The organism is Arthrobacter sp. zg-Y20 (assembly GCF_030142075.1).
Taxonomy (GTDB): domain Bacteria; phylum Actinomycetota; class Actinomycetes; order Actinomycetales; family Micrococcaceae; genus Arthrobacter_B.
On record NZ_CP126241.1, the window covers coordinates 251,772 to 264,738 of the forward strand.

Here is a 12,967-nt window from a genome sequence, read left to right on the forward strand (position 1 = left end):
CGCAATGCCAGAGGAACCGCCTACCGCAGCAGGATGTCCACCGACCGGGAGTTCCCCAGCCCGCGTTCCAGCACGCCGGAACGGTTGGTGACGTCGTCGCGCAGGATTTCGGTGACCGAGCCCAGGAAGCGGGACAGGTCAACCTTGTCCTCCGGCGCGGCAAGCAGCAGCTGGAAGCCGAACTCGTGCAGCGCGTTGATGGACGCCTCCGCAAAGGACAGCGACGACTTCACGAACGCCTCGTCCATCATCACCGTGCCGTACGTGCTGAAGCCCTGCGACACAATGCCCAGCTGGTAGGCCAGCGCGGACGCCATGATGAACGCGGTGAACCGCTGGCCCTCGCCGCCGGACATCAGCGAGGCCTGCAGGTTGGTGTAGGTGTGCCCGTTGGCCAGGCGGTGCGTGCAGGTGATGGTCACGTGCGAGCGGACGTCGAGCACCTCGGCCCGCCAGCGCTTCTCCTCCGGATCCTTCAGCCGGTCCACCAGCGCCTCCAGCGCGGCATACCGGGCATCCATGTCCGCCCGATCCTGGCGTGAGCCCATCATCGGCAGCGCGTTCTTCAGTTCGGTGCGGAATTTGTACGCGGCGTCGGGAATGGTGGTGGCCACCTCGATCTCCAGGTGGCTGCCGGCGTGGTATTCCACCCGGCGGAGCACGGAGTTCAGCGGCAGCAGGCGGGAGGAAATGCTGCGGCGTTCCTCGTCCAGCAGCTGCAGCAGGTCGCTGAACCGTTCATAGGTGCGGTTGTTGAAGTACTCGCTGAATTCGGCCTCGCGCTGCGGCAGGCCCTCGGTGATGATGCCCTCGAACCGGTCCTCGTACGCGCCGGCAGCCTCCACGGAGGTGCCGAAGTCCGAACCCCACTTGTCCGAGAACGTTTCGAAGGTCCGCTCCAGCTTCGCGCGGGTTTCCAGCAGGGTCTTCTCCAGCCGGGCCTGTTCGGTGATCAGGGCACGCTCCACCTCGCCGGCGGCTTCCTTCAGCCGGGCGGCGTCCGTCAGGTCACCGAACGGGTCAAACAGCTCGGCCAGCGCGGTCCGCAGACCCTCGGACAGCGCGTCCGGTGCCTTCGCGGAGAGCGCGGTGCGGCGTTCGACGGCGGCGGCAAGGTCGGCGTCGAGCCTCGCCGCTTCGCCCTTGAGCCCGCCCACCTTCTCCGTGGCAGCGGTCAGGTCCAGCTCGGCGGTGTCCAGTTCGAAGCGGATCTGTTCCAGGTCCGCGTTGGCGTCCCGGGCCGCGTCCAGCCGGTCGGTGGCCTGTTCGACGGCGGCGCGGGCCTCGTCTGCAGACAGGTCCTCCCAGCTCCGTGCGTCCTCGGCGACGCGGCGGACGGCGGCGAGCCGGCGGATCAGCTCATCCTGCTCTGCGGCGTGCTGCTTCGAGACGGTGTCCGCCTCTTCGAACACAGTGCGCAGGGCCAGCAGTTCGTTGCCGAGCGCGGCGACGGTGTCCTTGTTGTCAAAGCCCAGGACGTTGTCCGAGGCCTTGGTGTGCCGGTCGTCCTTCTCGGTGGTGCTGCGGTTGCGCTTGACCGCACCGCCTCTGCTCACGCCCTTGGCGACGCCGGCCAGCCCGGCCGGATCCTCCACGCACACGAAGTCGTAGTGCGCGGTGATTTTCCGGCGCACCCAGTCGCCCATCTCGGAGTCGTGGGTGAGCAGCTTGGTGATCAGGTCATCGGGGCCGGGTTCGGCGGGACCGTCCAGCGGCACCGAAACATCGATGCAGCGCACGTAGCCCTGCATGTCGTTCTCGCTCAGGTACCGGGTGACGGCGGCCATGTGCTCGCCGGGGACCAGCAGGGCGGTGGCCAGGGAGCGCAGGGTGCGCTCGGCGGCCGGGCGCCACTGGGCGTGCTCGGCGGGCAGGTCGATCAGTTCCGCGGCGAAGGGCATGTCGGCTTCTCGGATGCCGGTGGCGGCGCAGATCCGGGTGCGCTGGTCCAGGGATTCCTGCCGGATGTTGGACTTGCGGCGGCGGAAGGAGCCGATCTCGTTTTCCAGCTTCGCGATCTGCCCCTTCAGGGACCACGCCTCGCCGTGCGCGTTGCTGCTGCGCTCCTTGGCAGACTCCAGGTCCGCGCCGAGGGACTTCACCAGCTCGGTGGCGCGGCTGCGGGCGGTGACCAGCCCGGCGGGGGAGAAGTCGACGTCGATCCCCGCCGCGGCGAGCTCGTCCCGGAACGCGGTTTCCACGGTTTCACGGGAACGCAGCTGCGCGGCGGCGGCGGCGAGTTCGCGTTCCAGGGTGGCGATGGCGCCGCCGCCCTCCGCGGCGTAACGGGCGCTGAGCGCGTCGCGCTGGTCCTTCAGCGTGGCACGGCGGGTTTCCGCGGCGGACAGTTCGGCGCGGGCGGCAGAGGCGGCGGCGTCGAGCTTCTCCGCGGTGCGGGAGGCGCCTTCCAGGGCCAGGCGCTGCCGGTAGGCGGGCAGGCCCTCGGTGGTCAGGGCGCGGTTGTGCGCCAGGGCGTCGGCGGCCTGCCGGTAGCGGGTGTGCAGCTCGGGAACGGAGGCCAGATGGTCGCGCTGCTGGCGGGCACGTTCGAGCTGGCGGCGGATGCTGCGCAGGTGGCTGAAGTCCTCCACCGCTTCTTCGGCGGCGGTGAGGGTGCGCGGGGTGTCCAGCACGTTGGTGCGGAAGAAGTCATTAACGGTGCCACCCAGGCCCTTGCCGGTCTGCAGGATGCGCAGCAGGTTGAAGGCCTTCTCATCCTCCACACCCAGCGCCGAGCGGTAGCGTTCGGCGAACATCTTGTGCGAATCGAACACGGCAGCGCCGGGCAGCAGCGCTTCGAGGCTGCCCTTGGTGAAGCGGCCGCGGATGCCGGTCTGCAGGGTGGTGATGTCCAGGGGCTTGTTGTGCACCAGGTAGAAGCGGCCCAGGTTGTGTTCGGTGCCGGTGGCCGGCAGGTCCATCACCACGGAGAGGCTGGTGATTTGGCCAAGCCCGTTGTCGAAGGTCAGGCAGACCGCGGACCAGGTGGCGCCGGGGCGCTGGTAGGCGGTGCCCGCGCCGTCGTCGGCTCCTTGCGTGCCGAGCCGGCCGCGCATGTAGGAGAAGGCGGTGCGCTTTTCCTCGGCGTTGGTGCCGTTGTTGTTCTGCGCGGCCTCGTTCATGCGGGGGCGGGCGTCCATGACCAGGAGCATGGCGTCGAAGACGGTGGATTTACCCACGCCGGAATCGCCGGTGAGCAGGGTGCCGGCGCGGTCCACCTTGATGGTGTGCGCGCCGTCGAAGGTTCCCCAGTTCACGATCTGCACGGAGGAGAGCCGGTTCTGGCCGGGGTTGATCAGGTCTCCCATGGGGAGGGTGGTTTCGATGCTCATGCCGGCTCCTCGCCGTCGTTCGTGGCGGGTTCAGTGTCGGTGTCGCCCAGATCCAGCGCGGGGGCGCCGTCTGGATCCTCGCCGGAGAGGGTCTGCATAAAGGTGACGATGTCGCCGATCTGGCTGTAGGGCAGGGCCAGCGGCAGGGCGGGGGAGATGACCCAGACGTTGTCCAGCTCGGTGGGGATCAGCAGCCGGCGTTCCTGGACGAGCTTGCGGATGGCGGCATCCGCGGTGTCCTCCACGGACTTCGCGTCGCGCTGGCCCGGGTCCACGTAGGCCTCGAGCACCTCGAGGATGTCCTGCCGGGCAATGGTGGCCTCGTTCCCGGTGCCGGTGTGCCGGTCCAGGATCAGCCGCAGGCGCAGCAGCAGCAGGGTTTCCTCGCGGGTCATTTCGCGCTGGCGCTGCAGGGCGGAGGTGTGCGGTTCGGCCATGTCCACCGGGCGCAGCAGCGCGACCTTGCGGTCCTCGTCAATGACCAGGGACAGGAACAGCTCACTCAGCCGCACGCGCAGCTGCTCCTGGTTGTCCACCACGGTCTCGTACACGTTGTCGCTCGAGGTGGCGTCCAGATAGGGGCCGCGCAGCAGCCGGATCAGGGCCTGGCGCAGCTTCAGCGGCAGGGTGCCGGTGTCGCCGGGGAACAGTTCGGGGCCGTCGACCAGCAGGTCGCGCGGGGCTTCTGTGTCTTGTTCCTCAGCGTCTTCGGCGTCCAGCTCCGGGTTTTCCGGGAGGTTCTCTTCCATGACGTTCTCGTCCGGGGCGGCGTGGATGGTCTCGCTCATTTTTCGGGGGCTTTCGCGACGGCGACGGCGGGCAGCAGCGCGGTGCGCTCGCTGCCGTCGATCTGGGTAAAGGTAACGGATTCAAGCGTGTCGCCTGCGGCAGAGCCGCCGGCAAGCAGGGCACGGATGCTGTTCAGGTGCCGGTGTTCGGGGGGCAGTTGCTCGAACACCTGGGCCACGGTGGCAGTGGGGCGTGACGCCGTCGCCCGGGAGACGGCGTCGGCCAGTACCCGCCGGTCCGCGCGCGGGGTGCGGGCCGAGCGGTGGATGTCCGCCTCGGTGAACTGCGGCGGTTCGGGCAGGGTGCGCGGGGCAGCGTGGTCTTCGGGGTTGTAGACCCGGACCATGCTCAGGGACTCGAAGCCCGACCCGTACAGCTGCGGTGCGGGCACGACGGCGGCGCGGCGGCGTCCGCGCGGGGCCTTGTGGATGGCGGCCTCGGCGGCGCGGATGAGCTGGCGCAGCTGCACCGATTCGCGGTACTCGTCGCTCTGCACGTAGGTGTGCATGGATTCGGAGAGCCGGCCGTAGATGCGGTGGATTTCGGTGGCCTGGTCCCGCATGTCGGAAATCAGCCGGTACAGGCTCTGCCGGTCCTCCGGGGTCAGGTTGTCCGCGAAGTCCCGTTCGAGGACCTCGGCGATCGCGGCGCGGAAGCGGGCCTGCTGGTCGGCGTCGTTCAGGAAGGCGGTGAAGCCCTCATAGGTGCGGCCTTCGGCGGTGCTGCGCAGCTTTTTGTCGGCTTCGAGGATTTCGCCCATGGTCAGGCCCTTGGCGGCGTTTGATTCCACCATTTCCTGGCGCAGGTTGTGCAGCATCTTTTCCAGGCCGTCGCGCATGCGTTTGAAGTCGGCCGGCAGGGCGGCGGCCAGGTCCAGGATGTCGCGGGCGGCTTCGACGGCTGTGTCCTCCGGCAGCGGCGGGGGAGCCTCCCCGGTTTCCAGGGCGCGGATCATGTCCTCACGCCGGGCGACCTCTTCCTTAAGCACGGCGATGCGCGCGGCCGGATCCGGGTTGGATTCCTGCGCCAGGTTTTCCACCCGGTCCAGCAGGGTGGCCAGACGGGAGGAGTTCAGGGACGTTTTGTCGCTGCTGAAGCCGTCCAGATAGGAGAGGAAGCGGGCGGAGGATTCGGTGAGTTCGTAGACGAACTTTCCGTCCGCGCGGGGCCGGGCCAGGAAGCGGCGGGCCACCCAGTCATCGGCGTAGTTCCGGCCGGTCCAGTCTTCGCGCAGGGATACGCCGTCCATCCGGAGCCGGGTCAGGAAGGAGTCCGTCATGGCGTGGAAGTCGTCCAGCGGGACCCGGGGGCGGGTGCGGGTGAAGGCTTCGCGGAAGAGGGCCAGCACCCAGGCGTTGGCGTTGGTCAGTTTCCAGCCGGGGGCCGCCTGGAGCCGCTGCAGTTCGGCCCAGCGGGCAACGGCGTTCTCGATGAAGGACATTCTGCGCTTTCCGCCCGTGCGGTGGGGTAAAACGGGCCTCCTCGATTTTAGCCGGGTGGGAGGGTGGGATGGGGCAAGGGCGTCCGGGGACGGGAAGCTTCGGCAACGGTAATGCACCTAGCAGTGGCCCTAGCACTAATCACCCCGATGTAGCCACGCCGATTCAAACTGAATTGACGGGCGCGCTGGGTGATGATGAGAAGATGATTCAGCAAGTCTCGCATCTTTCGCGTATGGCGCACACATCTGCGCCATAGTCGAGAGATGCCGCACAATGAAATTGGGGGATTGATGCCGAGGAACTATTCACCTCTAACCTTGAAGCAACTCTTCCTAACTTCCGGCCATTATTGTGCTTTTCCCGAGTGCACATCCGCAATCGTGCACTTCACTGATTCTGGCCCGGTTGTTCTGGGTGAAATCGCTCATATCGAGGGATCATCTGATGACGGGCCGCGGCCTAATCCGTCGCTAAGTTCGAGTTCACGCGACGGTTACGGCAACCTCGTTATCCTATGCGCTCACCACCATAATCTGGTCGACAAGATAGATTCCGCCTATCCCGTAGAGACTTTGCAGGAATGGAAGCGAGCTGCCGAGCAAGCGACTGCGGAAAGGCTTTCAATTGGCGCAACATCGGTGTCTTTTGCTGAGTTGCAGATCGTCTGTAATGCCTTTGCTGACGGCGACATAGACCTTCCGTCCACTCCTATGATTGCCGTCCCGCCTCAAGAAAAGATGGATGCGAACGGTCTGACTGAAGCGATCCGCCCGACCATGACCATCGGCCTTGCACAGGCTCCACAAGCCGCGGACTTTATTCGTCGCCAAGCTCAGCTATCGTCCAGGTTTCCAGCTCGAATCCGGGCTGGTTTCGTTCAAGAGTATGACCGCCTGCATTCGAAGGGGCGGGTGGGCGACGAGCTCTTCCTATCGCTTCTGGACTTCGGTGCGAACAGCGCTGTCAGTCCTCAAACCGACCTGTCGAGGATGTTCGTCATCCGTGCCGCTGCCGCTGCCGTGCTTTGCCACCTATTCGAGGTTTGCGATGTCTTTGAGCCACCCGCATGATACTGCCCACGAAATACATCCCCGCATCCGACAGCGTTCTAGGGCGAGCAGCCTCAGTCCTGCCGTTGAGGGGCAAAAACCCCACAGTCAGTGAGCTGTGGCACTCGTACAGGGTAGCCAGCCCAGATTCGTCCTTTGACACATTTACGGAAGCGTTGACATTGCTGTACTTGCTCGGATTTGTATCTCTCGACTCCGGTGTCCTCGAATGGAGGGTGTGAAATGCGCTTGAACTCACTGACAGCGAACTTTGAGGAGTTTCGTGCCGTCACTTTCCAGGACGGGCTAAACATAGTTGTTGCGGATAGAGCTAAGGAATCGACTAAGACCGATTCTAGGAATGGGCTCGGGAAAACCACTGTTATTGCTCTTATCGACTTTTGTTTGGGCGCAAACATGAGTGCCCGCTTGGAGCAGATGAAGGGTAATGAATGGTACTTCACGCTGTCATTCGCGACGAGGGCAGGCATAGCACTTAGTGTTTCTCGTAGTCCTGACTCTCCCGGTGAAGTCCATATCGAGGGTGACGTCGTCACGGCAGGGATTGTCCTGCGAGAAGGTGCCAACCTGGATGAAACAACCACCATAGGGTCGCGCCAATGGACGAATTGGCTAGGGCAAGAGTGTTTCGTGAGGGAAGGAATGCCGGCGGCGCCCCCGTCGTTTCGAAGCCTCGTGCGTCATTTTGCTCGCTACCGGACAGACTCGCTGATCGATCCATTCCGCACCCTCGCGAACCAGCGCGCCGAGGCTGTCCAAGCCGAAAACGCTTACCTCCTCAATCTCGACTGGCGGTTTGCGAAGGAATGGTCTGAACTCAAGGAACGTAAGGCCCGTGTCGCACTGGCCGATGACCCAGACAACACAATCGACGCACGCATCGCCGCGTTAGAACCTCAGCTTGTCCGGCTAAAGCGGCGTGCGGAATCCCTAACAGAAGACATACGCACCTTCTCGGTTTTGCCTGAGTATCGGAAGATCGAATCCCGGGTTCAGGAGGCTACGTCTAGGATCAAATCTCTAGCGAACCAAAACTTTACTGACCGTCAACAGCTTGCTTTGTATGAGTCGCAGGTACGCGACGAGTTCACGACGAGCAACATCAGCGTCCAGAGGCTATTCGCCGAAGCTGGAATGGTCTTGGGCGATGCCATCGTCCGTAGCCTTGATGAAGCATCTGAGTTTCAGCGACAGGTGGCAGCCAACCGGGCCTCGTATCTGGAAGATGAAGCGCGCCGGATTCGGGAACGGATCGCTCAACGCGAAGCTGAGCAAGCTGAAAATGCAGTTCGCCAAGAGCAAGACATGCGACTGCTGCGCAGTGGAGGTGCGCTTGATGACTTCGCAGCTCTGCAAAAGCGGCTTGCCGAATCTCAAGTGCAGGTTGCTCAGGTTGAGGAACAGATCCGGACGTTGCGCGAGCTGGGGGATCGCAAGTCCAAGCTTAAATCACTCGAGCTGGACCTAGTCACCAGGACCAAACTCGACCTGCAGGAGCGTTTCGAATTGCGTTCTGGAGTGATTGCACGCTTTGGTGAGATCATGGAGTCGCTTTACGGGGAGCCAGCTGATCTTCGAGTATCCCCGGGAAGGGGCGGAATTCAGTTCAAGGTTGCCTTACCGAAGACTGGGTCGGGCGGGGTCCATTTGATGGCAATCTTTGCCTATGACGTAGCACTAGCGGAGGATCTGGCAGCTCGCGGACGAGGTCCTGGGTTCCTACTCCATGACAGCGCGATTTTTGCGGACGTGGATGAAAGACAGACTGCAAAAGCCATTGAGGTAGCGTCTGCATCCGCAAGCGAGTTTGGCTACCAACATCTATTGACCATGAATAGCGACAATGTGCCTTGGCAGGAGTTCTCTGTGCGGTCGGTGTTCAGCGATTCAGTTGTACTCACACTGCACGACGGTGATCCTTCTGGCAGTGTCTTGGGTACGAGATTGAGCCCCAGCGACGAGCCCGACATGAGTTGAGGACGGCTTGGCGGCTAAGAGTAAGTGGGACAGTCGCAAGCCTCCTCGACCGCAGCATCGACCAGTCGTCTGGAGTGCCCGCTGGAACCTGTAGCCAAGCATTTGGCTACCACCACCCCTCTGGCCCAGCCCGACCTCGCCGCTTAGACCGGCTGCGCCGACCGACAAACTTTCCGTCCGCACGCGGACGGTCCAGGAAGCGGCGGGCCACCCTGTCATCGGCGTAGTTGCGGCCGGTCCAGTCCTCGCGCAGCTGGACGCTGTCCATCCGTAGCCGGTTCAGGAAGCTGTCCGTCATGGCGTGGAAATCGTCCAGCGGGACCCGGGGCCTGGTGCGGGTGAAGGCTTCGCGGAAGAGGGCCAGCACCGGTATCCGGCAATACGGCGCTGGAGGGGTGCCTGCGGTTTCGGTTTAGAGGAGCATCCGTTCAGAAGCGCGGTCCAGCGGCGCCCTCGGCACGTTGCTCTCATGCATACGGAATATTGCTATGGGCAGCAAATATGCGGCGCCCTCTAGAGCCCTAAGCTCATCGGCAGGAAAAGTCGAGTCACACTTGGGCAACCAGAGTTATAGGTCAAAGCCCTGGCAGGTGATCCATATCGGCAGATCCGTTCACAAACATCATCCAATTTTGTTTGCTTGACATTGCTGTATTCGTTAAAGATTAGAACGGAGATACTAGGTCGTCGCCTCAATTCCTACACTAACTGCTTATCCATTTTGGAGTCGAGGCGAGTTTTGGCGTGGAGGCCATTCGCATTGCGGAAGATGTTGGAATCGGCTCGATGAATGCCTCCATGTCTGCCAGGATGAAGGCCTCCTCACCCGTGTACCTGTCACCCGAATCGTCCCAAGTCGGCTTTGGTCCTTCTGCTCCAAAATATGCAATAGCCGTCGACCTCGCGATGCTGGTAAATCGTGATCCGTAGAGCACACCGTCTAATCCAGCGGAATCAAAGGCCGTCGCCCATTGGCAAGTTAATGCATAGGCGTTAGATATGGATCCAAGCTCTCGAATAGCTCCGAAGTTGGCGGCCGCCTCAGCACCGGTGTCAGCTAGCTTTGCTTCAGCCGGCAAACGAAGTGTCGTTACTTCCATCGCGTCGACGGTCGCCTGTGGCACCAAGCGCTCCCGGGTGAAGGTCTCTCCTAGCCTTTCCCGAATCGCTGTCGGGATGTCCGTGGCCATGTAGCAGGTCCCTCTGGGTGATGACAGGTTGAACCTGCCAGTCGGTGTCGAGGCAAAGTACCAACTACCGTTCCCCTTGGCCACCGCGCGGAAGAGGTCGTCTGATACGCCCTGTTTGTGTACAGGGAAATCGGTGACGTCGTCGGGTTTCTTCAGTGCGGCATTCTCACGCGTCATGAGGCCCAAGCTGCTGCGTCGTGGCGGGCCAACTCGAGGACCGCTTCAGGATCGTTTCTCTTGACCAACCATTCCGCTGCGGATTCGTCCTTGAGCGCCTCTTTCGGGCTGCGCATCCAGAGTGCGATCATCCATTCATCACTGGTCCCATTCCGCAGCTCGGCGAGAACCTCGGGTAGATAAGGAATCAGTTCACCCTCTGCGGTGAACTGCCACTCCGGGTAGAACCTCTTGCGGTCCGAAGTCATTAGTCCGATGAGCTTGCCAGTTTTGACTTTTTTATCCAAGGCCTGCCGCGTGATTCCCAACCACTCGCTCATCGCCGCCGTGTCATAGAACGGTCCAACCCGATCCGCCAGCGTGCTGGAGCGCAGCGGAACAAGACGCATCATGGCCCGAGCGAGGCGTTTTGAATCAAATGTTTTCATATCGATGTCAGCTTCAACTAGCTCTTTATACAAAGCGTCTGTGAGGGCACGAACTGTCTGGGCCTTAGTGCCAGCTTTACCAAAACGCTGGACGGCTCGGTTCCATGAAGATTGGATGACATCCCGAGGAATAGTAGTGTCCTGGTATCTCGTTCGCCCTAGAGGCTCTACCCAGTCATCATTGGTGTGTAAGGCAATCGCGTACATGATTGAGGGAGTGGCGGGCGTCCAAGGCTCATCGGTCTTCCGCCAGAACACCTCAGGCAAAGATTTTGGTTGCGAAGAACGATCAGCCCGCGATTGCTGGGCATCGAAGTTGTGTATATCTTCGATGCCTGAAAGTTGTTCAGTCTTCTGACCGGGATTCCTAGCAATTCGTGTTTTGAGGCGTCTACTCGTAGGTGGAGTCAATTCAGTACCCTCCTTGTCAACCTGAGCAACCACCTTATGCTTCCCCGTCAACCGTGGCAACCCCTCCAGACGCTCTATTCGTCGAATAGTGGTACCAGACTCCCGAGCGGGGACGCAGAGCCTCAGTCTCTGCGTAACACCCGTCACACCTCTGGCATAGCCAGATCCCCGGTGCCTAGACTGGCGGGGCCGTCTGAACGCACCAGCTGAGGAGCAGCATGCCCACGATCGCCGAAACCGTCGTCCACAACCTCGCCGCCAACGGGATCCAGCGGATCTGGGGAGTCCCCGGCGATTCCCTGAACGCGGTGACCGAGGCGATCCGCCGGGAGAAGGGCATCGAGTGGATGCTCACCCGGCACGAGGAGGAAGCCGCGTTCGCTGCCGCGGGGGAGGCGGCGCTGACCGGCGAGCTGGCGGTGTGCGCGGGAAGCTGCGGGCCCGGCAACATGCACCTGATCAACGGGCTCTACGACGCGCACCGCAGCCGGGTTCCCGTGCTCGCGATCGCCTCGCACATCCCGAGCGACGAGATCGGCAGCCAGTACTTCCAGGAGACCCGGCCCACCGAACTGTTCCGCGACTGCACGGTCTTCTGCGAAATGGTGCTGAGCCCCGAGCAGATGCCACGGCTGCTGGAGATCGCCATGCGGACGGCCATCGAAAAGCGGGGCGTAGCCGTGCTCATAATGGCGGGCGACACCGCGCTGGAAGACGCCAAGGACGAGCGCGTCTTCACGGTCCGCCGCACCAACCCGGTCACCGTGCCCTCCCCGGCGGAGCTGCAGGAGGCCGCCGCCACCCTGAACTCCTGCGAGAAGGTCACCATCCTGGCGGGCGCCGGCGTCGAGGGGGCGCGCGAGGAGGTCCTCGCCCTCGCCGACGCCCTGGGCGCGCCGATTGTGCATGCCCTCCGCGGCAAGGAATTCATCGAGCATGACAACCCGTTCGACGTCGGCATGACCGGGCTCTTGGGCTTCGCGTCCGGCTACCGGGCGATGGAGGACTGCGACGCGCTGCTGATGCTCGGCACCGACTTCCCCTACCAGCAGTTCTACCCGAAGCACGCGAAGATCCTGCAGGTCGACATCCGCGGCGAACAGCTCGGCCGCCGCGTGCCGCTCACCCAGGGCATGGTCGGCGGAGTGCGGGAGACGGCCGAGGCGCTGCTGCCGCTGCTCGAGCGCAAGTCCAGCCGCACCCACCTGGAGAAGTCGCTGGATCACTACCGCCGCACCCGGCGGCAGCTTGACGACCTGGAGAAGCAGGGCCCGGGCGCCATCCACCCGCAGCACCTGGCGCACCTGATCGACGAACTCGCCGACGACGACGCGGTCTTCCTGCCCGACGTCGGCACCCCGGTCATCTGGGCGTGCCGGCACCTGCACATCGGCGCACGACGGCGCCTGATCGGCTCCTTCTGGCACGGCACCATGGCCGCGGCCACCCCGCTCGGCCTGGGCGTCCAGGCGGTGGACCGGAACCGGCAGGTGGTAATCCTGGCGGGCGACGGCGGGCTGGCGATGATGCTCGGCGAGCTGCTGACGGCGGTGCAGCATCGTCTGCCGATCAAGATCGTGGTGTTCGACAACGCCGCGCTCAGTTTCGTGGAGGTGGAGATGAAGGCGGCGGGCATCGTCAACTTCGGCACCGGACTGCAGAACCCGGACTTCGGCAAGGTGGCGCAGGCGGTGGGGATGCACGGCGAAAGCGTCACGCGTCCGGAGGACCTCGAAGGCGCCCTGCGCCGGGCGTTCGAGTACGACGGCCCCGCCCTCGTCTCCGTCGCGGTGGAGCGGCAGGAACTCTCCATGCCGCCGAAGATCGACGCGAAGCAGGCCACGGGCTTTGCGGTCTACGCGATGCGCACGGTGCTCGCCGGGAACGGCCGCGAACTCATTGACCTGGCAAAGGCCAACGCGCGGCAGTTGCTGTAAGGCTTGCGCGCCCCCGAGGTCATTCGCCCTGCGCGGACGCCTCATCGGCGCCGTGCTTCCACCACAGGTTGTTTATTTTGTACGTCAGAATGGAATTCATCACCGACGCCGGAACCATCCAGCGGATACGGCATACGCACTGAGCAATGGAGCCCGGATCTGGTTCTACGTCTGTGACCGCACCGTGGTCCTGACCGATGTCCACACCCACCAT

General features: G+C 63.4%; 9 protein-coding genes. 4 read left to right on the top strand and 5 right to left on the bottom strand.

What is annotated here, in order from left to right:
• Positions 1-20: 20 nt before the first annotated feature.
• Genes QNO06_RS01270 through QNO06_RS01280 form a run of 3 tightly spaced genes read right to left on the bottom strand, consistent with a single transcriptional unit; the run spans position 21 to position 5,562 of the window.
• Complete coding sequence (locus tag QNO06_RS01270; RefSeq protein WP_227912977.1) at positions 21-3,332, bottom strand: ATP-binding protein; 3,312 nt, start codon at positions 3,330-3,332, stop codon at positions 21-23.
• The gene (locus tag QNO06_RS01275; RefSeq protein ID WP_227912978.1) at positions 3,329-4,120 is read right to left on the bottom strand and encodes a DUF4194 domain-containing protein; all 792 of its coding nucleotides are present in this window, start codon (positions 4,118-4,120) and stop codon (positions 3,329-3,331) included. Before QNO06_RS01275 ends, QNO06_RS01270 begins: the two co-directional genes overlap by 4 nt.
• The gene (locus QNO06_RS01280) at positions 4,117-5,562 is read right to left on the bottom strand and encodes a DUF3375 domain-containing protein (RefSeq protein WP_227912979.1); all 1,446 of its coding nucleotides are present in this window, start codon (positions 5,560-5,562) and stop codon (positions 4,117-4,119) included. Before QNO06_RS01280 ends, QNO06_RS01275 begins: the two co-directional genes overlap by 4 nt.
• Positions 5,563-5,826: 264 nt before the next feature.
• Between QNO06_RS01280 and QNO06_RS01285 the strand changes: the two genes are divergently transcribed.
• From QNO06_RS01285 to QNO06_RS01290, 3 genes are read left to right on the top strand one after another with little or no spacing between them, the layout of a single operon-like run.
• Positions 5,827-6,633: an ABC-three component system protein gene (locus QNO06_RS01285; protein ID WP_227912980.1), complete on the top strand. Its 807-nt coding sequence runs from the start codon at positions 5,827-5,829 to the stop codon at positions 6,631-6,633.
• Entirely contained in the window at positions 6,630-6,854 is a 225-nt protein-coding gene (locus QNO06_RS17005; RefSeq protein WP_442860165.1) for an ABC-three component system middle component 6, read from the top strand. Before QNO06_RS01285 ends, QNO06_RS17005 begins: the two co-directional genes overlap by 4 nt.
• 7 nt (positions 6,855-6,861) lie before the next feature.
• On the top strand, positions 6,862-8,610 hold the full coding sequence (locus QNO06_RS01290) for a DUF2326 domain-containing protein (RefSeq protein WP_227912981.1): 1,749 nt from the start codon (positions 6,862-6,864) through the stop codon (positions 8,608-8,610).
• Between the two features lie 704 nt (positions 8,611-9,314).
• Here the strand turns inward: QNO06_RS01290 and QNO06_RS01295 are convergent.
• Together QNO06_RS01295 and QNO06_RS01300 are read right to left on the bottom strand one after the other, a co-directional pair.
• On the bottom strand, positions 9,315-9,977 hold the full coding sequence (locus tag QNO06_RS01295) for an RES family NAD+ phosphorylase (RefSeq protein ID WP_227912983.1): 663 nt from the start codon (positions 9,975-9,977) through the stop codon (positions 9,315-9,317).
• A complete protein-coding gene (locus QNO06_RS01300; RefSeq protein WP_227912984.1) occupies positions 9,974-10,849 on the bottom strand; it encodes a hypothetical protein in 876 nt (291 codons plus the stop codon). Before QNO06_RS01300 ends, QNO06_RS01295 begins: the two co-directional genes overlap by 4 nt.
• Positions 10,850-11,034: 185 nt before the next feature.
• Here QNO06_RS01300 and poxB point away from each other — a divergent pair, with 185 nt between their 5' ends.
• Positions 11,035-12,753 (top strand): ubiquinone-dependent pyruvate dehydrogenase, encoded by a 1,719-nt coding sequence (gene poxB, locus QNO06_RS01305; protein ID WP_227912985.1) that lies wholly within the window; start codon positions 11,035-11,037, stop codon positions 12,751-12,753.
• The last annotated feature ends 214 nt before the right edge of the window (positions 12,754-12,967 follow it).